The sequence below is a fragment of the Neobacillus niacini genome (assembly GCF_030817595.1).
Classification (GTDB): Bacteria; Bacillota; Bacilli; order Bacillales; family Cytobacillaceae; genus Neobacillus; species Neobacillus niacini_G.
On the sequence record NZ_JAUSZN010000001.1, the window covers coordinates 6,038,818 to 6,062,527 of the forward strand.

General features: G+C 36.4%; 26 protein-coding genes. 17 read left to right on the top strand and 9 right to left on the bottom strand.

What is annotated here, in order from left to right:
- Positions 1–92: 92 nt before the first annotated feature.
- The 8 genes from QFZ31_RS28715 (at position 93) to QFZ31_RS28750 (ending at position 6,747) form a co-directional block, all read left to right on the top strand.
- Complete coding sequence (locus QFZ31_RS28715) at positions 93–779, top strand: DUF4912 domain-containing protein (protein ID WP_307309773.1); 687 nt, start codon at positions 93–95, stop codon at positions 777–779.
- Positions 769–2,007, top strand: coding sequence for a glycosyltransferase family 4 protein (locus QFZ31_RS28720; RefSeq protein ID WP_307309774.1), 1,239 nt, complete (start codon positions 769–771; stop codon positions 2,005–2,007). Before QFZ31_RS28715 ends, QFZ31_RS28720 begins: the two co-directional genes overlap by 11 nt.
- 143 nt (positions 2,008–2,150) lie before the next feature.
- On the top strand, positions 2,151–2,300 hold the full coding sequence (gene rpmG, locus QFZ31_RS28725; protein WP_015594975.1) for a 50S ribosomal protein L33: 150 nt from the start codon (positions 2,151–2,153) through the stop codon (positions 2,298–2,300).
- Positions 2,301–2,358: 58 nt separating this feature from the next.
- Positions 2,359–2,925, top strand: coding sequence for a 5-formyltetrahydrofolate cyclo-ligase (locus tag QFZ31_RS28730; protein WP_307309777.1), 567 nt, complete (start codon positions 2,359–2,361; stop codon positions 2,923–2,925).
- Positions 2,922–3,713, top strand: coding sequence for a DUF92 domain-containing protein (locus QFZ31_RS28735; RefSeq protein WP_307309779.1), 792 nt, complete (start codon positions 2,922–2,924; stop codon positions 3,711–3,713). Before QFZ31_RS28730 ends, QFZ31_RS28735 begins: the two co-directional genes overlap by 4 nt.
- A 120-nt stretch (positions 3,714–3,833) precedes the next feature.
- The gene (locus tag QFZ31_RS28740; RefSeq protein WP_307309782.1) at positions 3,834–4,781 is read left to right on the top strand and encodes an L-lactate dehydrogenase; all 948 of its coding nucleotides are present in this window, start codon (positions 3,834–3,836) and stop codon (positions 4,779–4,781) included.
- A 58-nt stretch (positions 4,782–4,839) separates the two neighbouring features.
- Positions 4,840–5,046 carry a hypothetical protein gene (locus tag QFZ31_RS28745; protein ID WP_179596800.1) on the top strand — a complete coding sequence of 69 codons (207 nt, stop codon included), beginning with the start codon at positions 4,840–4,842 and terminating at the stop codon, positions 5,044–5,046.
- Between the two features lie 132 nt (positions 5,047–5,178).
- Positions 5,179–6,747, top strand: coding sequence for a rhomboid family intramembrane serine protease (locus QFZ31_RS28750; protein WP_373459886.1), 1,569 nt, complete (start codon positions 5,179–5,181; stop codon positions 6,745–6,747).
- On the opposite strand, the gene QFZ31_RS28755 is transcribed toward QFZ31_RS28750, so the two are convergent.
- Positions 6,710–7,540, bottom strand: a complete 831-nt coding sequence (locus tag QFZ31_RS28755; protein ID WP_307309787.1) for a hypothetical protein — start codon at positions 7,538–7,540, stop codon at positions 6,710–6,712. The genes QFZ31_RS28750 and QFZ31_RS28755 overlap by 38 nt on opposite strands.
- A 191-nt stretch (positions 7,541–7,731) precedes the next feature.
- Here QFZ31_RS28755 and QFZ31_RS28760 point away from each other — a divergent pair, with 191 nt between their 5' ends.
- The 3 genes from QFZ31_RS28760 to QFZ31_RS28770 all read left to right on the top strand — a co-directional run bounded on the left by QFZ31_RS28760 (position 7,732) and on the right by QFZ31_RS28770 (position 10,563).
- Positions 7,732–7,941: a YqgQ family protein gene (locus QFZ31_RS28760; protein WP_307309790.1), complete on the top strand. Its 210-nt coding sequence runs from the start codon at positions 7,732–7,734 to the stop codon at positions 7,939–7,941.
- 101 nt (positions 7,942–8,042) lie between these two features.
- The gene (locus QFZ31_RS28765) at positions 8,043–9,230 is read left to right on the top strand and encodes a M14 family metallopeptidase (RefSeq protein WP_307309793.1); all 1,188 of its coding nucleotides are present in this window, start codon (positions 8,043–8,045) and stop codon (positions 9,228–9,230) included.
- Positions 9,231–9,420: 190 nt separating this feature from the next.
- Positions 9,421–10,563: a hypothetical protein gene (locus QFZ31_RS28770; RefSeq protein ID WP_307309795.1), complete on the top strand. Its 1,143-nt coding sequence runs from the start codon at positions 9,421–9,423 to the stop codon at positions 10,561–10,563.
- A 38-nt stretch (positions 10,564–10,601) separates the two neighbouring features.
- On the opposite strand, the gene QFZ31_RS28775 is transcribed toward QFZ31_RS28770, so the two are convergent.
- Positions 10,602–10,778: a DUF2759 domain-containing protein gene (locus QFZ31_RS28775; protein ID WP_179596788.1), complete on the bottom strand. Its 177-nt coding sequence runs from the start codon at positions 10,776–10,778 to the stop codon at positions 10,602–10,604.
- A gap of 194 nt (positions 10,779–10,972) precedes the next feature.
- Here QFZ31_RS28775 and QFZ31_RS28780 point away from each other — a divergent pair, with 194 nt between their 5' ends.
- Positions 10,973–11,608, top strand: coding sequence for an MBL fold metallo-hydrolase (locus QFZ31_RS28780; RefSeq protein WP_307309800.1), 636 nt, complete (start codon positions 10,973–10,975; stop codon positions 11,606–11,608).
- 196 nt (positions 11,609–11,804) lie between these two features.
- On the top strand, positions 11,805–12,890 hold the full coding sequence (locus QFZ31_RS28785) for a class I SAM-dependent methyltransferase (RefSeq protein ID WP_307309802.1): 1,086 nt from the start codon (positions 11,805–11,807) through the stop codon (positions 12,888–12,890).
- Between the two features lie 48 nt (positions 12,891–12,938).
- On the opposite strand, the gene QFZ31_RS28790 is transcribed toward QFZ31_RS28785, so the two are convergent.
- Positions 12,939–13,187: a DUF2626 domain-containing protein gene (locus tag QFZ31_RS28790; RefSeq protein WP_179596782.1), complete on the bottom strand. Its 249-nt coding sequence runs from the start codon at positions 13,185–13,187 to the stop codon at positions 12,939–12,941.
- Between the two features lie 80 nt (positions 13,188–13,267).
- A complete protein-coding gene (locus QFZ31_RS28795) occupies positions 13,268–13,963 on the bottom strand; it encodes a helix-turn-helix transcriptional regulator (protein WP_306073409.1) in 696 nt (231 codons plus the stop codon).
- A gap of 289 nt (positions 13,964–14,252) precedes the next feature.
- On the opposite strand from QFZ31_RS28795, the gene QFZ31_RS28800 reads away from it, so the two are divergent.
- Complete coding sequence (locus QFZ31_RS28800) at positions 14,253–14,735, top strand: ATPase, T2SS/T4P/T4SS family (protein ID WP_307309808.1); 483 nt, start codon at positions 14,253–14,255, stop codon at positions 14,733–14,735.
- Positions 14,736–14,769: 34 nt separating this feature from the next.
- Positions 14,770–16,161, top strand: a complete 1,392-nt coding sequence (locus QFZ31_RS28805; protein ID WP_307309810.1) for a recombinase family protein — start codon at positions 14,770–14,772, stop codon at positions 16,159–16,161.
- A gap of 575 nt (positions 16,162–16,736) precedes the next feature.
- Here the strand turns inward: QFZ31_RS28805 and QFZ31_RS28810 are convergent.
- Complete coding sequence (locus tag QFZ31_RS28810) at positions 16,737–17,150, bottom strand: NUMOD4 domain-containing protein (protein WP_307309812.1); 414 nt, start codon at positions 17,148–17,150, stop codon at positions 16,737–16,739.
- Positions 17,151–17,390: 240 nt separating this feature from the next.
- On the opposite strand from QFZ31_RS28810, the gene QFZ31_RS28815 reads away from it, so the two are divergent.
- Together QFZ31_RS28815 and QFZ31_RS28820 are read left to right on the top strand one after the other, a co-directional pair.
- Positions 17,391–17,531: a DUF6290 family protein gene (locus QFZ31_RS28815; protein WP_307309815.1), complete on the top strand. Its 141-nt coding sequence runs from the start codon at positions 17,391–17,393 to the stop codon at positions 17,529–17,531.
- A gap of 534 nt (positions 17,532–18,065) precedes the next feature.
- Positions 18,066–19,205 carry a phage major capsid protein gene (locus tag QFZ31_RS28820; RefSeq protein ID WP_307309818.1) on the top strand — a complete coding sequence of 380 codons (1,140 nt, stop codon included), beginning with the start codon at positions 18,066–18,068 and terminating at the stop codon, positions 19,203–19,205.
- 316 nt (positions 19,206–19,521) lie between these two features.
- Here the strand turns inward: QFZ31_RS28820 and QFZ31_RS28825 are convergent, their stop codons facing one another.
- The 4 genes from QFZ31_RS28825 to QFZ31_RS28840 all read right to left on the bottom strand — a co-directional run bounded on the left by QFZ31_RS28825 (position 19,522) and on the right by QFZ31_RS28840 (position 23,598).
- Positions 19,522–19,821: a hypothetical protein gene (locus tag QFZ31_RS28825; RefSeq protein WP_307309820.1), complete on the bottom strand. Its 300-nt coding sequence runs from the start codon at positions 19,819–19,821 to the stop codon at positions 19,522–19,524.
- A gap of 267 nt (positions 19,822–20,088) precedes the next feature.
- Positions 20,089–20,565 (bottom strand): AAA family ATPase, encoded by a 477-nt coding sequence (locus QFZ31_RS28830; RefSeq protein ID WP_307300979.1) that lies wholly within the window; start codon positions 20,563–20,565, stop codon positions 20,089–20,091.
- 275 nt (positions 20,566–20,840) lie between these two features.
- Positions 20,841–21,851 carry a DUF3231 family protein gene (locus QFZ31_RS28835; RefSeq protein ID WP_307309823.1) on the bottom strand — a complete coding sequence of 337 codons (1,011 nt, stop codon included), beginning with the start codon at positions 21,849–21,851 and terminating at the stop codon, positions 20,841–20,843.
- 604 nt (positions 21,852–22,455) lie between these two features.
- Positions 22,456–23,598 (bottom strand): SEC-C domain-containing protein, encoded by a 1,143-nt coding sequence (locus QFZ31_RS28840; protein WP_307309826.1) that lies wholly within the window; start codon positions 23,596–23,598, stop codon positions 22,456–22,458.
- Positions 23,599–23,710: the final 112 nt, after the last annotated feature.

A 23,710-nucleotide genomic window follows, 5' to 3' on the forward strand; every position in this document is an offset into this window, starting at 1 on the left:
CAGTTCGCTTACCGATGTTACCATTAAGATTATCCATGAAAGAATATTTTGATTACTTTTGCATATATGTGTTTGCAGAATGGAGGAGAACAATGATTGAAGAAATTATAAAACTAAGAGAGGGTGGTTTATCGTTCCGAAAAATCGCCTCACAACTAAATACTACGGTTGGAAGAGTACAGTATAGATGGAATAAGTATGTTAACAGTCAAGAAAATCAAGTAGAAGAATATGTTGTGGAAGAGGAAAACGGAAAGGAAGACAACTTTTACGAACAGCCACCGATTGTTTATTCTCCGACTAAAGGTGAACTTCAAGTCAAACTCGTTACCCCAAGTAAGGTCATCGTCTATTGGGAAGCATCGAAGATTCCCGAGAAAGTCATTTCTTTATTTTATAACAGAAAAGTTGAGGAATTGGTCCATATCGTGAGACTTTATGATGTTACAGATATCATTTTCACGGGAACAAATGCACATCATTACTATGATATCGCGGTACCCTATAATAAGGGGCATTGGTTTATCAAAGGACTCACAGCAAATCGGAGTTATGTAGCCGAATTAGGTGTTAAACTTAAGGAAAATGATTTTTTTCCAGTCCTACGCTCAAATTCAGTTCAAACCCCGCCATTAGGAAATGTAAATGGAAGTGAAATTTTTAATAATTTAGTTCACAATCAACAAATTGATCAGTATTCCCCTAAATGGATTGATCATGTAAGTACCTATAGTTATTATGGAGAATCAAAAAATATGGAGCAGAAAAATGAGCGATAATTTAATTACCGAAATGTCCCAGAAACATTCCTATGACTGGCAATTGAAAATACTAATGCTAACATGGGAATACCCTCCTAACGTAGTAGGCGGGCTCTCTAGGCATGTTTATGGTCTATCCGTTCATTTGGCCGAGCAAGGTCACGAGGTGCATGTGGTGACCGCTGGGAATGGCGGTCTCTCGACTTACGAGGTCATGAATGGTGTTCATGTCCATCGAGTGACTCCACTCAACAACCATGACGATCATTTTCTCTCTTGGATTGCTGGTCTGAATCTAGCAATGAGTTTTAAAAGTGAAATAATAGCAGAAGATATAAAGTTTGATATCGTCCATGCTCATGATTGGCTAGTAGGAACTGCTGCAATTACGTTAAAAGAAGTCCTGTCGATTCCATTATTATCAACGATTCATGCGACTGAACATGGCAGGAATAATGGAATTTATACAGACATGCAGCGGTTCATCCATGAAAAAGAACTTCAGCTAATTACCGAATCAGATCAAGTAATTGTATGCAGCAATTATATGAGAGAAGAACTTTTAGCAAACTTCCATCTCTCAGACAAAAAAATGGCCATTATTCCAAACGGTATCGAACAAAGTGATGTTGTCGTCGCCCCAAATGAAATTTACCCATTCATAAAGAATAGAAAGTATATTTTTTCAGTCGGCCGAATCGTAAAGGAAAAAGGGTTTGAGACTTTAATCGAAGCGGCACAAGCAGCAAAGGATAAGGGACAGGATATTTATTTTGTTATTGCTGGCAAAGGTCCTATGCTTGAAAGATATCGAAAGATGGTGACAGAAAAACAATTAGATCATCACATCGCTTTTATTGGCTATGTTACGGACGAGCAAAGGAATGCACTATTAGTGAATAGTGAAATTGCTGTGTTTCCTAGTTTGTATGAGCCTTTTGGCATTGTGGCTCTAGAAGCAATGATTCTTGGCAAACCAACCATTGTTTCAGAAACCGGCGGACTAAAAGGTATTGTGGTGGATGGGCAAACTGGCTTGCTAATGGTCCCAGGTGATGCGGAAAGTCTCCTTCGTAATATCGATTTCTTATTGCAGGATCCTCAAACAGCAAAAGATATAGGAATTAAAGGAATGAAAATAGTTAAGAGTTTATATGGATGGAAGCGAATCGCTTCTCAAACAGTTAATGTAATGGAAGATACTCTATTAAATAAGAGGGTAAATATGAGCGAAAAGGCGAGATAGACTCGATATTAAAAATATCCGGGTTAGCGTAATTTCGGTGGAAAAATCACCTTTTAAAAAACAACTAGCATTTCCTTTTGAAAAATGATATTATAGAAAAGTCGTATGAACGAACTAGCTTAATCGTTTGGAGGGAAATTGACATGCGTGTAAATATTACGTTAGCTTGCACTGAGTGTGGAGATCGTAACTATATTTCAACAAAAAATAAACGTAACAACCCTGATCGTCTTGAGCTTAAGAAATATTGCCCAAGAGAAAAGCGTACAACAGCACACCGTGAAACAAAATAAGCAGTAGGGCTTCCTGCTGCTTTTTTTGTTGTAAAAAAATAAGGAGATCCTGATCTATATGTCTGAAAAAAAGCATATTCGTAAAGAAATGAAAGAGCGACTAACGCTGCTTACAAAACCTTATTATGAACATTATTCCACTAAAATTGCTAATACTCTCTATGTTGATGAAGATTGGCTAAATGCCCAAGTAATTGGGATTACAATCTCGAAGGAACCTGAAGTCGATACATATCAAATTATCCGGAAAGCCTGGGAAGCAGGAAAAGAGGTTGTGATTCCAAAATGCAATCCAAAAGACAAGACGTTAACGTTTCGAAAAATAACTGAATTTTCGCAACTTGAATCCGTTTTTTATGGATTACTCGAACCGATAATAGAAGAGACCATTGAGGTAGAGCCTGGGGATATAGGACTTTTATTTGTACCAGGTTTAGCCTATACAAGAGAGGGATTTCGGCTTGGTTTTGGCGGAGGGTACTATGATCGCTATTTAACAAAGTATAATGGAAAAACACTCTCTCTTGCATTTCACTTCCAAGTTATTCCACAAGTTCCTATTGAAACGCATGATATTCCAGTCTCGAAGATTATTACAAATGATGAGGTAATAAAAATAAAATGATTCAATCAATAATCATTATCTTAATAATAATTTTAGGTGGTTTTGCGGGTTATCGGGAGCGGTCATTAAGTAGTAATGGCGCCATTGCTGCAGTATTAGTAGGAGTAGCTGTCTTCTTCGGTTTTGGTGTAAAAGGGCTTCTCCTTCTTGGATTATTCTTTATAACATCCAGTCTATGGTCGAAATATAAAAGCTCAGCAAAAAAAGAAATTGAAGAAAAATTAGCAAAGGGAGCAACTAGGGATTGGCGTCAGGTGCTAGCCAATGGTGGTTCTGCTGCATTAATCAGCATTATTTATTATTTTCAGCAAGACTTAGTTTGGCTGATTGGATTTATCGTTTGCTTAGCTAGTTCCAATTCAGATACATGGGCATCAGAAATTGGTACCTTAAGCAAGAGAAAACCCTTATACATACGTACCTTTAAGCCTATTGAAAAAGGAACATCAGGAGCAGTCAGTTCATTAGGGACTATTGCTGCAACTTTTGGTTCCATGCTAATTGCTTTTACGGGTGCTTGGCTATTTGATTTACAAATATTCCATTTCTTCGTCATTTTTTTGTTCGGCTTTTTCGGTAATATCATTGATACTTTATTTGGTGCTTATTATCAACAGGTTTACATTTGCACTATTTGTGGGATTGAAACAGAGAAAAAGGTTCATTGCCAAACAACAGCCAACAGAATAAAAGGGCATCACTTGGTGGATAATGATATGGTAAATTTTTTGTCAGGGTCAATTGCAGCACTATTGGCAATGATTGTTATCTATTTTATAACAAAATAGTCTTTAAGGAGGACAAGGGTTTCTATGTCCGTTAAAACTAATACATAGTTGTGAATGATTGTACAATATTAGAGTACAAAAAATATTAATATAACCACTATGCCTAGAGGAGGAAATTTTATGGTAAAAGTAAATAGAGTTGTTCTGGTTGGAACAGGTTTTGTCGGTTCAAGCTATGCTTTTGCGCTATTAAACCAAGGAATAACAGAAGAATTAGTCCTAGTTGATTTAAATGAAGCTAAAGCTGAAGGGGATGCAATGGATTTAAATCATGGGTTGCCATTTGCCCCTTCCAGAACAAAAATTTGGTATGGAAGCTATGCAGATTGTGATCAAGCTGACCTAGTTGTCATTACGGCTGGAGCGAACCAAAAGCCTGGTGAAACGCGTCTTGACCTGGTAGAGAAAAACACAAATATTTTTAAAGGGATCGTTGAACAAATTATGGCAAGTGGTTTTGATGGTATTTTCCTTGTTGCGACCAATCCTGTTGATATTTTAACATATGCAGTATGGAAATTTTCTGGACTCCCAAAGGAACGTGTAATTGGTTCGGGGACCATATTAGATACAGCACGATTCCGCTTTTTATTGGGGCAGTATTATGATGTTGATACACGTAACGTTCATGCCTATATTATTGGTGAGCATGGAGACACAGAACTTCCAGTTTGGAGCCATGCAGATATCGCCGGAATGAAAATATCCGAATGGACAAGTAAGCATGAAACAAACCAAGAGGACCTTGATAATATATTTATCAATGTTCGAGATGCAGCGTATCACATCATTGAACGAAAAGGTGCCACTTATTATGGAATTGCAATGGGACTTGTGCGATTAACAAAAGCGATATTACGTGATGAAAATTCAGTGTTAACTGTTTCTGCCTATTTAGATGGGGAGTACGGTCATAATGATATCTATATTGGCGTACCGGCAGTGGTAAATCGCAGTGGAATCAGAGAGGTCGTTGAACTAGATCTGAATAAAAAGGAAAAGGAAAAATTCTCCAACTCTGTAAAAGTATTAAAGGAAACAATGGATCCTGTTTTAAATAAGTTTTAAAAAAAGAGATGGATAATAATTATCTCCTGCTCACAAACTATGGGTAGGAGGGATGATAATGTCTCGAATGTTGACATCCATTTTTATGATTGGGTCAATTGGGTATTTTGTATTCCGCTTCAGGTATCGAATTATTAATTTAATGCTAAGATCCGGCTGGATGCGCCGGATCGCCGTAGGCTCAATCATGAGCTTTCCAGGTGTGAAAAACAAAATGATGCAGACTGTATTTGGAGGACCAACTGAAAGACCATCTGAAAGGTGAAAACCACAGATGGTCTTTTGTTTTGTAATAAAAATGCCTTTCTTATCATTTTGTTTAGTCAGTATTAAGCTTGTTTTTCGTTTATAATGAAATAAATTAGTGAAAAATGGATACAAAATATAGTCGAAAGTAGTGGGGGCATTGAACAGTAGAGAAGATTACATCTATTGGAGATTAGCCTATTTCTTCATTTCGGAGCAAGGCTACCGTATCATTCAATTATTTGAAAATCAAAAAGAATTATGGCTGGAAAAAATTGAAAACAAAAAAGTTCCAATCGTTCGGTTATTAAGGCAGGATTTAGACTGGAGCAGCTCCATGCAAAGAGATATAGAATTTACAGCCTCAAATGGTGAAAAAATTCGAAAACAGCTTGGTCATGGGGGGCTTTCAATTTTAAATATTTATATTAGTAAATTTCCTCCTGTGGATGAGTACGAATATCGGTTGGAACGACCGTTTATTTTTCCTCAGGGTAACAAAACAAGTGTTAGTTCAGTACTATTAACGAGTAATCAATATGAGTCAGGATTTAAATCATTATCAACTAGGCTAGAAAGGGAAGTTTCCTTTCCCATACGTGAAGAGTATTCAGAAGAAGATGTTAATGCTCAAAAGAAAGCAACGTTAAATTTTGCGATACAGATGGCAAAAAAAGAAAAAGAAATATTTACGAACGGGAAGCCATTTTTTACATACTTTTTTATGATTATCCAGGTGGCCGTTTTTTTATTGTTAGAACTTCAAGGGGGGAGTACAAATACTTCCACACTCATTAAATTTGGGGCAAAATTTAATCCATATATATATGATGGAGAATGGTGGAGATTCATTACACCCATTTTCCTTCACATAGGCTTTTTACATATAGCCATGAACACCTTAGCACTTTATTTTTTAGGTCCAGCTGTAGAAAGAATCTTTGGAAGTGTTCGTTTTTTCCTTATCTATTTATTTGCCGGTATATCAGGGGTTATTGCTAGTTTTATTTTTAGCCCAAATATCTCTGCAGGAGCAAGCGGCGCAATTTTTGGCTGTTTTGGAGCATTGCTTTATTTTGCCCTCATTTATCCGAAACTTTTCTTCCGAACAATGGGATCAAGTGTCATAACTGTTCTTGTCTTTAACTTAATATTTGGTTTTACCGTCTCCATTGTAGACAACGCCGGACATCTAGGTGGTTTAGCCGGTGGTTTCCTTGCAGCAGGAATACTGCATTTTCCTAAAAAGAAAAAGCCATTCTTGCAGCTGCTGTTTTTGTTGATATCTGCAGCTATTATTTACGGTTCCCTATTCTATGGTTTCCGACATTCTGCAACAGGTGGTAATGAAAGCTCCACTATGATGTTGGCTCAAGAATATATTAAACAGGAGAATTATGAACAAGCATATGACGTATTAACGACTTACACAGAATCCAATAAACCATCTGCAGAGGTATATTTTGCTTTATCTTTTATTGAAATTAATCTTGGTGAGCTAAAGGAAGCGAAATCACATCTCCTTAAAGTGATAGAAATGGATCCAGATTTACCAGAAGCATACTACAATCTTGCATTAATTTATTTGGAGGAAAATGACATATCGAATGCAAGGGAAAATGCTGAAAAGGCAGCAGAAATAAAACCAAGTCAAGAGGAATACTCTGAATTGGCCGACGAACTTAATCGACTGCTCCCATCCTCTGCCGAAGGAGAATAGACTCCCCGGAAGCAGTTTCTGTTAAAACCAATAGATGAGTTTTATCTGTTGCAATTAAAATCAGCGGAAGGGTACTGCCTATGGGATTTTCACTAGTACCGTCTGCTTTTTTTATACCTAGAATATAGTTTTTATATAAACCCTCCCAAAGATTACCTACAATGGCACCAGTCTCTGATTTTGTAAAACCTGGCAATACATCCTTTGCCAGTTGATTGAATTGGCTGAGGGGGAATGTATGATAGTTTTTCAATTTTATTGCAAAATGGCGCAGTCCTTTGTTCCAGCTTAGCTGCAGCATTCTTTCGGTCTGTTGATCTAGTTGCTTTTTACTTTTTTCTTCATCTGGAGCATCGGTAATAAAGTAAATTTGATCAGAAGACATTTCATGTGAGCTGAAGATTTTATCTTCTTTTTCATGAAGCTCCGCATGGTGAAAAGTAATCGCTTGTAAATACGTACTTTTATCCAGCTTGATTCTTCTCTCTTGCTCGAGTACAGCTGTATTTTGTTTCCAATTCCATAATGTCTCTAGTAGGCGGCCATTTGCATATAACAGAGCTGCATCCTGTCTTAGGTAAGCTTTACGATCGAGCGTAGAATGTTCTTTCCAAAGGATAGTATTGGCTTGTTTCATTACTGTAAGTGTTGTCTGTGCTGTTTTAAAGGTTACATTTGGGTCAATAGGGAAGTACGTAATACTTTCCTGTGCCTTCGGATTAGTATACTGATAGATGCCAAAAGCTAGAATAAGGAGTATTAATATTCCTAATACCAAATAGATTTTTTTCATCTGATCGCATCCTTCTTTTTTACTATTAATGGAGAATTACAGTTATATTATATTATGGGAACAACTAGACGGACATGCTGGATTTTTTTATGAACATGGCTGCTTTATAAGAACGTCTTGAGGGTGGCAGGGGCTTACGGTATACTTTACATGTAATGTTTCTTAATCTTTAGGTAAGAGGGCTAAATGAAATGAAGTCGATTTATGATGTTCAACAATTATTAAAGCAATATGGAACGATTATTTATATTGGTGATCGATTAGCTGACCTTGAATTAATGGAGTCAGAATTAAGTGATCTGTATCAAGCAAAGCTTATAGAACCAAGAGAATACTCGACTGCATTGTTAATTTTAAGACATGAAATAAGATTCTTAAGAGAAGAAGAAGAAAAAAGATAGGTGATAACACTGAAAAACCTGCACTTAAATGCAGGTTTTTGTTTTGCTCATTTTCAACCACCTTTTGTCATATGATTTCTATGATGGAAGGAGGGGGAAATATGGAGGTTAGAGTCCGGGAAGGTGATTCCTGCGCGTATTATGGTCGATTATTTCAGGTTCCACTTGAACTCATTGTCGATTCAAACGAGAACATAAATCAATCCGATTTGAAAACTGGTACAAAGATATTGATACCAGGCTATGTTTCCGTTCCATACACCATAAATGAAGAAGATACATTATGGAAAATTGGAAAGGCAAAAAATTTATCCCTCGATGCAATAATGGTACTAAACCAAATGCAAAATCCCAATCAATTAGCACCAGGGGACACCCTATATTTACCTGAACGTATTACACAATATCATGTTAGTTCGAAACTGCCTTATGGTTCTGGGATCTTAACCAAGCAAATCAAGACACTAAAAAGGCTATACCCATTTATTAATGTAGATACAATCGGTACAAGTGTTTTAGGTAGTCAAATTCAGGAAATCAGGATTGGGAAGGGCTCGAAAAAAGTTCATATGAACGCTTCTTTTCATGCCAATGAATGGGTTACAACCATGGTTGTTATGAGCCTTGTTAATCAATACCTTATCTCTTTAACGAATCGAAGCCCGCTAAGAGGTATAAATACAATAAATTTATATAACGAAACAGAATTATCCATTGTTCCAATGGTAAATCCGGATGGGGTAGACCTCGTATTAAATGGACCGCCAACAAATCTCCGCCAAGAGGTCATGGAGATCAATGATGGAAGTGATGAATTTGTTCATTGGAAGGCAAATATTAAAGGGGTTGACTTAAATAATCAATTCCCTGCAAATTGGGAAATTGAGCAGGAGAGAAAGATACCCAAATCACCTGCACCTAGGGATTATCCTGGCAGGTCATCTTTATCAGAACCGGAAGCAAAAGCTATGGCTGATTTCATAAAAAACAATCAATTCGATCGAGTTCTTGCCTTTCATACTCAAGGAGAGGAGTTTTATTGGGGGTATGAAGGATTCGAACCACCTGAATCCGAAATCTTAGCAACAGAATTTGAACGAGTGAGTGGATATAAGGCGGTTCGAAATGTCGATAGTCATGCGGGATTTAAGGATTGGTTTATTCAAGAATATAAACGTCCTGGATTTACAATTGAATTGGGAAGGGGAATAAATCCATTGCCTTTATCGCAATTTCATGACATTCTTAAAAAGGTGGAGGGGATATTTCTAGCTTCACTTTATTTGTAAATACTTGTCTACACGGCTTGTAAAATGATTTCAATCGAATTAAAATAAATTGTTGTGTACGGTTTTGTTACTAAGAAAAAGTCGTAAATATGCGACTTTTTTCTTATTTATGGAATTTTCTGTAATTATTGAAACATTTCTGTAAAATAAACGTACTAATTAATGTGAAGAAAAAGGAGGGAGGGGGAAAATGAGCCATTGCAAACGTAATATTATCATAAAATTTATATATCAATTTTTATTTTTGCTCGTTTTTGCCTCTATTTTTAGTGCTTGTGCGAATCCACAAGATGCCAAGCCCAACCCTTCTGAAGATAATAACAAGCAAAATGTCCCGCCATCTCAAACAAAAGATACATGGAAACTTCCAATTAAAATACCGGAAGGAGAATTTTATAAAGTAGGGTGCTGGTATTCCGATCATCATTTACTTTACATTACAAATCTTGAACAATCATCGTCTGTTTATCTTTATAATCTTCTAACAGGGAGTAGTGAATTATTTTATAAGAGTGAAGTGCCTATTGTCACTATTCAGGCAAGCCCATCAAAAAAGAATATACTAATTCAATCATCTCCTTCTACTTATGAAGGACAAGTTACCATTCTATCTCCCGAGGGCTCAGAAATCTTTAAACAATCTATCCCCTCATATGAATTAACTTTTGAATGGAACCCATTTAATGAGTCTGAGATTCTAATCTCATCTTTTAATGAAGATTGGACATTTCAAATGCTGCTTTTAGACATTGGACAAAGGAAAACAACTGAACTTACACTTCCACAGCCATTTATTAAATGGATAGGAAATGAAGAAGTTGCCTATCTCAAATGGAATGAAGACAGCCCGTCTCTTTTTGCGCCACTGATGAAGAATAATTTAAGTAATAAGGAAGAGGAAGAAATATTTACAGATGTACTACAATTTGCAACTTACAATGATATTTTAATGACCGTAACCGTCCAGGATGATGAACGGTTACAGGCTTCTTATACATTTTATAATAAGGAGAAAAAGGAACTGAATTCTTTCTCCATTCCTCATCTATCCATCTTTTCTGGATGGTTGGTTCCTTACAATGACTTAAATGAAACTAAAGGGGAATTTATTACCCTTAAGCCAGTAAAAAGTACAGAGGCCGATGCTTACAGAGAAGGTTTTGAGCTTTTAAGCTATGATATTGATAACGGCAGCAGTAACGTCATTATGCAGAATCTGAAAAATGAACCCATTCTGCTATCTCCTTCGGGAGAAGCTGCACTATTTGGTAATCGTTTTGAAAAAATCATTAATCTCAAAACAAAAGAATTAATAGAGCTTGTCGAAAAATAAAAAGACTGCCGGCAGGCAGTCTTTCAATTTTTAAAAGTTTAGTGTGTACCAGTAGGAAAACCACTTTCAATAAGGGTCATGATGGCGAACCAGCCAAAAACAGCCAAAGTGCCTACTGCAAAAAATGCTCCTAATAAATTTTTATTTTTTAGGGCAGTGAATGCACCATAAGCAGCAAGTAAAGCTACCAAAGAAAAAATAATAACTACTCCCATTAATAAAGCCCCCTTTATTAGATAATACTTGAGCTTAGCCCAACACATTTCTAAGAGTTATGTAAGAATATTATATACATTCGATTCTTATTTTATATTTTTTTTAAACATTTGTCGAGGGCTAAAAAGTTAGCAATGAAGCTTACATAGTGTAAAATAATAGTAATGTAAAAATAGTTGGAGGTATATCAGAAATGAAATGGTCTCAAATCCCGTTAGGAGTATTACAAACAAATTGTTACGTCGTTGAAAGTCCTGACAAAACCTGTTTGATTTTTGATCCTGGGAGCGAAGGGAAAAAACTAATTAAGTGGTTATCAAAAAGAGAACTCAAACCAATTGCAATTTTTTTAACACATGCACATTTCGACCATATTGGCGCAGTTGATGAAATAAGAGACTATTATAAAATTCCTGTTTATATTCACGAAGAGGAAGAAGATTGGCTCATCGATCCGTCATTAAATGGTTCGAAATTTTTTCAAATGCAGGAGTCAATCAAAATGAAAAAGGCCGATTACATCCTTAAAAAAGAGGAAAACATAACGATTGGTAATTTCAACTTCTCTATCCTTGAGACTCCAGGACATTCTCCAGGAAGTGTATCCTATTACTTTGAGACAGAGGGTTTTGTTGTATCAGGAGATGCTTTGTTTAAAAGCAGCATTGGCAGAACAGACTTGCCTGGTGGTAACCATAAACTATTAATGAAAAGCATTCATGAAAAATTATTATTTTTACCTGAGGAAACAACTGTGTTATCAGGACATGGACCAATAACCACTATAGGGGAAGAGATGGATAGTAATCCGTTTTTAAATGGGTTTTAATATCAAAAGCGGGAGCGCCTAGGCGCAAGAGCTAGATGATGATTGTACATAGAAAACCCTTCTCATTTGAGAAGGGTTTTTCTGGGGATGTTCTTTTCATATTAAAAATGGGAGAGGATATCGTTAAGCTACTAGATTTACAATATAATAAAGTTTACACTGTGTCAATGGTGTAAATTTATATGAAGGAGCTTTTATGATAACGTACTTAAAGAGTCTCATTTCAAACTCACCAAGGAACTTAATTTCCTATGCAGAATACATCGAAGCTGTTCTCTACCATCCGGAATATGGTTACTATATGAAAAGTAAACAGAAAATTGGAAGCCAAGGAGATTTTATTACTACCAGTAATATTTCCGATATTTATGGTCGAATCGTTGCTAAATGGTTTGCAAGTGTTTGTAAAAAGTATGATCTTGAACCTATTTTTTGCGAAATTGGCGCTGGCAATGGTCGTTTCGCCTATGCCTTTTTACAGGAATGGGAGCATTCCATCAAAGCTCCAATTAATTACATCATTGTAGAAAGCAGTCCGTATCATCTAAAATTACAAAATGACTTAATACCCTCTCACCATAATGTAATCCAAGTAAACAATCTGGATGAACTAGAGCCGTTCAAAGGGATGGTTTTTTCGAATGAATTATTCGATGCCTTGCCCGTTCATGTCATAGAGAAAGAGAACGGTCAATTGTACGAGGTTATGGTAGGAATAAAAAATGAAACCTTATACGAAGAGAAGGTTTTATTAACGAATCCAGCTATTCACTCTTTTTTAGAGGAAAGCATGCTGGAACTAAAAGATAAACAGCGTATAGAAGTGCCTTTATTAATGGAAGGGATGGTACAAGATATATCCAGGGTCTTAATGAAGGGACTTGTAGTGACAGCAGACTATGGTTATACCAAAGAAGATTGGAAGCATCCTTCACGAATGAAGGGAAGCTTAAGAGGCTATTATCAGCATCAAATGATTGAGGATGTTTTGGAGCATCCCGGGGAAATGGATATTACCACACACATCCATTTTGATTGGCTTATTCAAAAGGGTGAGCAAGCAGAGTTGGTATTTTATTCAAAGCTAAGGCAGGATGAGTTTTTATTAAAAGCAGGAATTCTAAAGGAATTAGAAAACCATTACGATCCCAATCCTTTTTCAGAAATTGCTAAACGCAACCGTGCAATCAGGAGTTTAATTATGCCATCTGGAATAAGTTCTTTTTTTCATCTGATTATTCAGCAGAAAGGGTTCGGTGATATTAATCCTTTTGACGATTAAAAAACACCGGAGAAGAGCTCCGGTGTTTTTTATGTGTTGATATACTTCTTAATGTCCTCCAACTCCACCAAGCGGCATCATAAATGTTGTCCAATAAGTGAAGCCTGCGAAGAATACGGTCAAATATGCTCCGAAAACATACATATACATACGTTCGGAAAGTTTAAGATAGCTTAACAAAACAAAGAATCCAGTTTGGGCTAGGAAAAGTAATGCAGTTTTATTCATATCTCCTAGGTAGAACATTACGGTAAAAATACCCGTCCAGAAACCCAATACTCTGAACATGCGATCCATATGTATCCCTCCTTTTCCCCTACGGTACCATCATGCAATATTATAAAGAAAAGGAGTACAAAAGTAAATAAAGATTCAAATTAGTTTGTTACAAGTGCCTGGTATGAGCAAGTTTCACAACCTGAAATCATATTTTCCTTCTCAACTAACTCCACCGATTTAAATAAAGCTTCAAACATTCCTTTTAGGAATTCGTGATGCATAGCACAAACACTTTCATGTTCCTCTGCAACCTCTTTGAAAGGACAATTGTATATCTGGAAGTAGATTTTTGTATGATCTCCATTTGCTTCAAATTCCGGATAAAACCCAGCTAGTGTGGCTGCGCTTTTTAATATTATCAACTTTTGATCAAAATCTATTTCTTCACCGAAGGATCTTTTTGCCATTTCTTGTTCAATTACTTCAGTGCCGAAGCGCTTCCCAGTTAAGTAAAGAGCTTGTTTACCTGCTTCTCCTAATGTAAGCATGGTAGAGATAGCTACTTTAGAAAGCAGCATATAATCCCGGAAAGGGAAATGTAATTGAATGACATCATCTGATAAACGGTATAACCTGCTTGGCCTGCCGCCTTTGCCAGTCTTCTTTGTTTCAGATGCTAGCATGTTAACATCTTCAAGCTTTGATAAATGTAATCTTGCAACGTTCGGATGGATATTAAAATTTTCTGCGACCTCTTGTACTGTCACTTCTTGATGTCGTTTTGTGATGTATTGATAGATGTAGTACCTGGTTGGATCTGATAAAACATTTGTGATCTTTAATGTTTGTTCCATCTCTGTTCACCTCGAACCCCCATAATTTACCCCAATTATAATACAGCTATATAAACATGGGAATGAGGTTAACAATGTTAACACTATATGTTTAGAAAATGTTCACAATTACCAAATGATTGGATTGCTAATATTATACAATTATTACACAAAGTATATACATAGTGTATGTCAAGAGTTGTTTTCCGGTAGATTTAGGAGTGAAAAACCAAAGAAATATTAAAAAAAAGAAGAATCTTAAAGGAAAAGCTAGAATAGCGTCGAATTCCTACCAAGACAAAAATAAAAGGTGGTGTTACTCATTGTAAGTGCAATCGAAATACTAGCCAATAGGATTATCACAGATGCTGCAAGAAACCAAGCAACAGATATTCACATTGTTCCCAGGAAAAAAGACACGCTTATTCAAATCCGCTTAACGAACAAACTCATTCCCCGGTTATCACTTCCAAAAGATGAATGCGACAGGTTGATTTCTCATTTTAAATTTACTGCAAATATGGATATCGGTGAACGACGACGCCCTCAAAGCGGTTCGATTTTTTGTGAGGTGGAAGGGAAATTAATGGGTCTTAGACTTTCAACCCTTCCATCTAACAATCGGGAAAGTCTTGTTATCAGACTGCTGCCTCAACAAGAACAAATACCCTTTCATCAGCTCTCACTTTTCCCTGGTATGACCAGAAAGCTACTCGCTCTCCTAAAACATGCACACGGATTAATTATCTTTACCGGACCAACTAGTTACGCACTTGGAGATAACGTAGTATAATTACCTCATGACACATATATGAAGGTGATTATTAATGAAGGTGGCAATATATTTAAGACGGAGCCGTGACGAGGAAAAACTCGGGATAGATGAGGTTTTAAAAGTACATCAGCATACTCTCGTCAATCTCTGCGAACAACAAGGACACTCATATGATATTTATCGAGAGGTTGCCTCTTCAAGTTCCATTGAGAACCGTCCTGAGATGGTCAGACTTTTGAAGCGAATCAAAGAGGGATACTATCAAGCCGTTGTTGTAATGGATATCGACCGATTATCAAGAAATGAGTTTGACTCATCGGATATCAAGAGGATATTACACGATACTGGAACGTTAATAATCACACCATACCGAGTTTATGACCTTACCCAAGACGATGACAGTCTTTTGGTGGGTGTTACTAGTTTGATAGCCTCACAAGAATACAAGATGATCCATAAACGTATGAAACGGGGAAAACAGTACGCACAACAACAAGGACTATGGACTGATGGGATCCCACCGTTAGGATACACCAAAGGTAAAGATAAAAAACTATCACCCAATGACCGAGCCGATGATATCCGATATATTTTCAATTCCATTATTGAAGGTGTCACAATCCCTGACTTAATCAGGAACCTTGACAGGCTCCAAATCAAGACACGTACAGGCTCCAAGTGGCATTATAATGCTATCCTAAGGATAGTCAATAACGAGGTTTATAAAGGCAATATACACGGAATAGAAGGTACTCATGAGGCGATTGTAAGTGTTGATACATGGAAAAAGGCAAATACAATTGTTAATGAGTATTCATTCAAAGCACCAAGGAGCAAAAACAAGATTTATCCGACAACAGGACTTATATATTGTGGAAATTGTGGAAAGGTTCAAGGGTGTAACTATCACCCGCATATTGACAAACTTTATATCAAAGTATGTAGGTGTGGAAATAGAACTTTTTATTATAATGATGTGTTGAAATTAATCAAACAAGAGGTTTTATCCCAAAAGGAAACTATTCTGACCGCTATTTCTAGCCTTGATACGGAGTCAGAAGTGGATAACACTCGACACCGAATAGAGTTGATTACAAAGGCAATGAAGAAGGCTGAGAAGGCTCTTGACAAGATTCAAATACAATTTGAAGAGGATGATATCACTCTCCCACAATATAGAGAGAGAAAAGCAATGAGAAACGAGGAACTTGAGATACTTCGAGCGGAACTTGATCAATTGAAGAAAGAAGATCCATCGGATAAACGTAAAACTTTAGAGGATTATATCAGGATCATTGACGAACTATCTGACGAGTGGGAGCTCCTTGAAAGTAATGGACTCTCTAACGAGGAAGTGAATAGAAAATTACACAGTTTAATTAGTGGAATCGTTTGGAGATACCCCAAGAATGGGGAACCGATCTTGAGAGTCATTTATAAATAACAAATAAACCCCTATGAGACTTTGCTCATGGGGATTTTTATTGCTTGTGACCTACGCTTTGCAATTTTGAGCATTACCTCAGCACAATCTCGAATCGCCTTTTCTGAGGGTTCATTCATTACATAGACTTGTATCTTTTTCATCCTGATCCACTCTCCCATTGTGCTTTGTCTGTCACCCCCATATCGTAAGGATCAGAGTTATTGCACATGGACAAGAGAAGATCCGTGTTACCGTTTTTGTTCCTGATCCGTCACCTTTGTGGACAGTAGGATCCGTTGGGAGAGAAGAGAATCACCGAATAACCAGAGTTACTACTTTTAAAGTACGAATTTGCATATATTAATTAAGTTTCTATATGTATATATTCTTATTATATTTTAATATTTTAAAAAAATAGTAACTATATAGAATATCTCTTACTCTCCCAAGGGATTGACCCAGTTACCTCTCGTTACCGTTTTTGCTGAAATAGAAACCACTCTCCCGCCAACCCTTGATAACACTGGATTTCTCGGATAGTCAAAGTCACCTTTTTGAAAAGTATAAATAGTAACAATGAAAAAAGATCCCCATTATTGAGGATCTTTTGTTTTATATCCGGTATATTTCTTTTCCCATTTTTTAAAAGTATGATATTTTTTCAAATTATCCTCATTATTCATCCACGATAGATTTAAAATGCAATTGTTTGTTTTGTCCCCATCAAAATGATCCACTGACTCTCTATTCTCAGGATTCTGGATCCAAGCCATAGCGACTAGTCGATGAAGTAGAAACCTTTTTTGTTTCCCGTCCTTGCTCAACACAACCATTAGATACCCTTTTTTATCCTTTAACGGTTTCAACATCTTATCTTTCCTTGATTTATGATTACCCAAGGAAACAATATTCCCATAGTTTGAAACCATGTAATTCTCATACCCTTCGACATTTACCCAACGCTCTTTAACTTTCCAAAACTCTTTCATTTTATTCCCTGTGTTCATCTAAACCCCTCCAAGTGTTTTTTTTTTTGTTGGGGTACTTTTTCAACCCCGCTCAACAACTACTTGACTCAACTAACCTTTTGTATTAAATGTCCTACACCCTTATATCGTAAAAAATCCGTAAATTGCACAAAAACGCTGCTTAAATATTTTTTATATTTATTGTCTTATTTGTTGTGCAAAAACCCAACTTTTTACGATAAAGGGGTGTAAGGATATTTTTTTAAGGAGTTGATTAAAGTGACCAACAAAAACAAGTCAATAACAATCAGAATGCCCGAAGAAGAAATCAAAGTCTTTATCGATTACGCTGATAAGAACGATCTAAACAAATCGGCTTTTATTCGTAGAGCAATCAAAGAACTACTAGAAAAGAAATAATGCGAGGATCAGGAGTCTCGCTTTGTATTGTAGAGTCGGATTTTGAGCGATTCCTTGAACGGTGACATGTTCTATCAACAATACAAAGGAAGGCTCTTACCTTCCAAAATTAGATTGAGGTTCACGATTGCAGAGTCGTGACAACATCAAACATCGATTTCGGAAAAAGTCGGGTGCACCAAGCCTTCTTCACTTACTTGGTAGTTGTTTGATGTTTGGGTTTATGCTTTGATTCTCTGTCAAAACGAGTCCGGTTCTCTCATACCTGACAACCAATGACATGAGTTTCTGTTTAGCTTTGCGAGACCTTCCGTTTCGTCAAGGTTGTTTCTTTTTCGAACCCGTTCCTCCGAGGGGATATATCGGAGGCTCCTAATTGAGCATATCTGACAGATTCTCAGGTCTGTTGAATTAAGAGCCTGTCGGGTGGTTCTTGTCTTTTAAGCCTTCATGTGGAGGCTTCTATTTTATGGTTAAAAACCATAAAGCAAACTGTCGGATTGACTAACACATAAAGGAGAGGGGATTGATTCAATGTCAAAGGCATTAGTTGAGGAACGCAATGATTTAGTCGAAGAGATGGAAAACATCTTGGAACTTGCAAAGAAAGAAAAACGCTCGTTTCGGGTCGCTGAGACAAACCGCTTTGATAAGGTAAAAGGTCGTATCGCTGAGATTGATCGAGAAATACAATTAGAAAACCGTGGGGGTTATGAGAATATGAAAGTAATTAGCAATCCTGATAATATAGAGCAACGGGATTTAGAACAACGTGCGGCTGATGAAAAAGCTTTTTTAACATGGGTTAAAGAGGCACGTGCAACGGGCGGAATCACTGCAGGATCCAACGGGGGCGTAATTCCTGTTTCTATCGCTAGTTTAATCGTTGATCAGGTCAAGAACACTAGTGATATTTTAAAACGTGCAACTATCTGGGATGTCAAAGGGGATCTTAATATACCTGTTTATGACTTCACTCAGCACGTTGTTGGATACTTTACAGAGGGTTCAACAATCTCAGATAACAATGCTAATTTTTCAACGGTTGCATTAAAGAACGTGATTATCGGAACTCTTACAAAGGTTTCAAACTCATTCATTAATCGTTCGGACATCAACGTGGTGCCGTTCCTGATCAACGAACTTGCAAAGGCTATTCAATGGTTTGTTGAGGGTGAATTGATTGCCGGTATTGGTGGTGTGGGTAAACTGAATGGACTTGCTCAGATCGTTGCCGGTCAGCAAACTCTTGGAGCAACCACAATGGTCATCACCGCTAGAGAGTTAATCGACTTACAATTAAAAGTGCCTCAAACATACCAAAGGAATTGTGCGTGGTTAATGCACCCTACAACTTTCGCATATATCCGTGGTCTAGCAACCGGTTCTGGTGAGTTGTTATTCACTGAGAGTGGTTTGTCTGCAGGAATGGATTACATGTTGCTTGGTAAGCCGGTACTATTAAGTGATCGTATGCCTGTTATGGGTGTTAACTCTCTTGAAATCTATTACGGTGACCTTTCAGGATTACATGTCAAGATGACAAACAATGTAGAGGTCAAAGTTCTCTTAGAGCGTTATGCTGATCAATATCAAACAGGAATCTCAGCGTTTCTTGAAATGGATTCTGCTCTTGCTGAACCTCAAAAAATTGTTTGCTACAAGGGTAAGTAATAAATGTTCAAGGGGATCCTCAGGATCCTCTATTTTTTTATGATCGCTTTTAACTGACCAAATAACTGGGGTAGGATGGAGGGGTTCGGGTGGATAGATTTCTATTTAGATACATTGATAGTTATGATTATTATGACTTTGTAAAGGATCTAGATGATGAGATACTATACGATGATCGAGAAGCTGACACACAGGTATATATTGCTTAATAGGAGTGGAGCGTATGCTTTACTTTCTATATGAGAGATTCTACATTCCTAAAATAGTGAACCCCTTTTGATTGAGCCTTTTCAGCTATCATAAAGGGGTTCTTTTTTTATTTCTTTTTGCTTGGCTTGATTTTCAGAATGTAGTTAGCCCGAACTAGTCGATGTAGCTCATCCTTAGGTGCACCAGCAATAATATTTTTCACAAACTCATGGTCTAATTCAACACCATTTGATTCATATCCTCTTTGGTTTCCGCGACTTACAACTTCCCTGATACTACTAGTGTATGAATATTCCTTCACGATCCATTTTTCTAGACTGTTAGCTTCGTAAGATTCCACGAGATTAACAAAGTGTTGCAATCGTCTAATTTCTTCTTTTGCAGTTTGAACAGTTAATATTTTCATATGATATCTCCCTTCTAATAACAACTAATTCGTCAAAAGAAGTAATACACCTTTCAACAATATTGTGAATAAAATCACCCATTAAAAGATTTGGAAGAAGTAAAGATAAGGGTGTATTTGGCAATTAAAAAATGCTATAAACCGCAGTATCTTTCATGAACGTAAAAAGAGCTAAAATATGCAAGTAGTGTATAAAAACCTGCGTATTTTAGGCTCTTTAATTTTATTACTTATAGAGTTAAAGCACCCGTTAGTTCAAGTATTGTATTACTCAAGCTCCTCTGGTGAAGGTCGCTCGAAGATTTGTATCCACTCTTTAAGTTTAGCTTCGGGAATAACAAAAGTCGCTTCTGGTTTCTGAGCATTTCTAGTCCTTAAACGTTCAAATAGCTCCTCTTCTGATATATCATTAAAATGGATTTTAAAGTCAGCTCCTAGTTCCTTGGCACGAGAACGAAACTCATCCCGTTCACTTCTACTCCAGAATCCAAAATCTAGAATAACATCAACACCAAGAACTATAATTCTAGCTGCAACATCCCACATCAGAGATTCCACTGCTTCATGTCTAGCATTGTGTATTGCTTCGTCCGATTCCGTCATGTTATACCCGAAATCATGACCTAATCGCGTATGCCATTCATCGGGAGTAAGTCGAAGTGCGGAATATTTTTTTTCAAGTTTGCGAGCAAGGGTAGTCTTACCACTACAGGGGAGACCGACCATTAAATGGAGGATTGACATGTAATACCATCTCCTTTTCTATAATAATAAATATGCAATATTCTTGAATTAGCCTGCCACGTTAGTTCAACAAGAAAGAGCTGCCATTATGACAGCACTGATCTTGTTTAACTAAAGCACCCGTTACTTTAAGTACATTCCTTCACATGCTTAACTAATCAAACATGTGTGATGTTCCATCACAATTGATTTCAATTGTTCTTTGAAGGAAGCTTCAGTTCCTTAGATTAAAAAACACTTGTGAAAAAATAGATTTCACAAGTGTCTGAGGACTTTTATTTTTTCATTAGTTGCTCCCGTTCTTCCATCTGAGGTGGTTCTTCCATCCAACCATTTTTAATCATTATTTTCCCGCCTTTATGGGCATATTCAAAGACATCTTTCATAAAAATAGTCATTTTTGCTGGTAAATCATTGCGTAAGCTAAAAGCAGTTCCTAATGAGTTACTACCCATAGAAAAACTACAAAAAAGACTTGTGCAATACATCATCAATTTGTCAGAAAATGGAGCCACAGTTGAACGTGTTGCGTTACCTCCCGATGGTGCAGGGGTTTGTATACCACTTTGTAGCAAGGTTTCACTTAATTCCTTTATAATACTTTTAGCTAGTTCTGCTCCTTCATTAAAGAAGTTTTTTACTTCTCCTTCATTTGCACATTGAGCAAAACCTGTAATCATCTGCAACCCAGTGATATTTGCTTCAATTGAATGATGAAGATGTGCAACCTCTACCGTATTTAATGACCGTTTTTCACTAAATGGATTAATGGCGAGTCCACTTAAATAATTTGTCGCTTTAACAAACTCAACAGAACTTGGCATTGAAACATAAGGTGGTCGAGGAAGCATCCCCTTTTCAAGCAAATATTGGGTGCAAAGAATGTAATACTTTTGAGTAATTGAAGTAAGTTCTTTAAAAAGCACCTCAATATCTTCTCGATAGGTCATAGTTATATTAAGTGAATGCAATCCCATACTAATTTCTTTCAGTAGGCGGACGAACATTATGTCAAACCCGTTATCATATAAATTCGGCACATTTATATTAACATCTTGGGACGTAAACCCAACTGGAATTACAGCACCTTCATTTTGAAAAATTCCTATTATTTTACTAACATAAGGGTCAAGTTCTTCATATAAATTAGACATTATGCTCTTGGCTTTTTCGTCATCGGCTTTCTCAATAAAATATTCTAACATACGTAAAATCATTGTTTTCTCTTGATATGTAAGCCATAACGTACCCAACTCTGATGACGTAATTGCAGGCTTTTCTGGCATAAACGACACCTCTCTAAAAATTTTCTTATTTTAGGTTGTACATAAAATGGCATAGTAATCCAGTATTTTTTTTGTATAAAATTCCATATATTCTTATTCAACTATACTGCCACGTTAGTTCAGTAAGCTTCGCTTTACTAATATAAATAAATATTAGTGTTTACACAGGTTCGCCTTTAAGTAATGATTCAACATGGTGGTGGTGTGGTGTATGGGTAGGGTATGGTAGGGTGTACCATGTCGATGAGCCTATTCATCACTGATATATCTCTCGACCTTAGGCACTAGCCTCACTGTATTAAACAAACAGGGGGGGGGGGCACCGACATTAAATCCATACTACATGCCCATCTTTTGACCGGTACGGGTAGCAACATAAATAATGATCATTTTTAAGTTTTTTTGAAAATTTTTCTTTACATTTGAATTGTATATCCCCCCCACACAATTCTGGCAATTGGAAGTCCATTTTGCACACCACGCCTCGAGACAAGGTCAAAAAAAATACCCTAAATGGATTTAAGGTGGTTTTCTGGGTACGATAAAATTCATAGGTATAACTCTTATAGGAGAAAACTATAAAGAGGGGAGGTTATTCTCCCCTTTAATTTATAACCTTATTTGTTTTTTGAAAAAGATTAAACTTAAAGTATTGGTCTTCAATTATCAGTTCTAACGTTTTTTCCGGAAGCATTGAAGTTTGAAAACTTTGTAGTAAGGAATCTTTTTGCTTTTTATCCATACTGTCTATAAGTCGAGGACTTAAGAACACGTTTTCAGTGTAATTAATGACAAGGAAATTCAAATATTTAATTAAGTGGTCATCATCTAGTACTTTTATTTGTTCGAACAATTGATTATACACATTGTCATATCTTTTGTTATACGAAAGGATGATTGTAGTTCCGTCTTCTATAGGAAAAATATTTATATAAATATTTGGTACTATTTCTGACTCGATACTAAAAATATTATTAATTTCATTTCCCAACAAATCATCTTTAACAGCAAATGCAGAGCTGATTGCAAAATCAACCTCGAAGTTTAAGTTTCTGTGAATAGTGACCAGATTATCAAATTTACCGTTTGAATAATCCTCTTTAAAGATTTCGTACTCTATTATTGAATCCTCGATATCAAATTGAGCCACACGGTAATTATGAATACCGAAAGGCTCTAGAAGTAATGCAGGATTTTTCTTAATATGATTTCTAATTGTATTCATTTTCCTGATTTTCCTGTGATATTCGAGGCAGAAACCTCTAAATGCAAACAAAAAGTTTTGTAAGGGACTTCCTACATAATCTTCAAGCTCAATCTGTTTAAACAGTTCTGTATCATGATAATCACAAAATCCGAAAAATGTACTTGCTTTATTTTTGCTTACCTTTTTAAAAACAGGGTCAATGCCTTTTTTTGAAACTGTTGATGATATAGTGTATACGTGACCATCCTCACTAATCCTATTTAAAATTCTATTATTTTGTATTGCATGTGCACTCTTAATTAATGGTTTGCATTCCTCAGGGTTAAAACCTAGACAGACCTTAAAATCTGTGTCATCCCACACTTTCGTTATTTCATGGTGGAGTCTACTATCTGTATATTCTTCCAGATTAATAGTTGTTTTACCTTTTCCATTTCTTGCTTTTTGATAACAGCAAAACTTAAAATTCTTTTCTGACCCACAAGGACAAGGCTCATATGAGTCTATTTTTTCCATTCTTTCAAACTTATTTAAGACCATGATAACACCTCTTTAAACAATCAGATTATCTATTTATACTAAAAGGCTCTTTTCTTAACCTTTGTTGCTTTTGGAGATTAAAAGAGCTTGAATGAGCTATTATTTGTTGCAA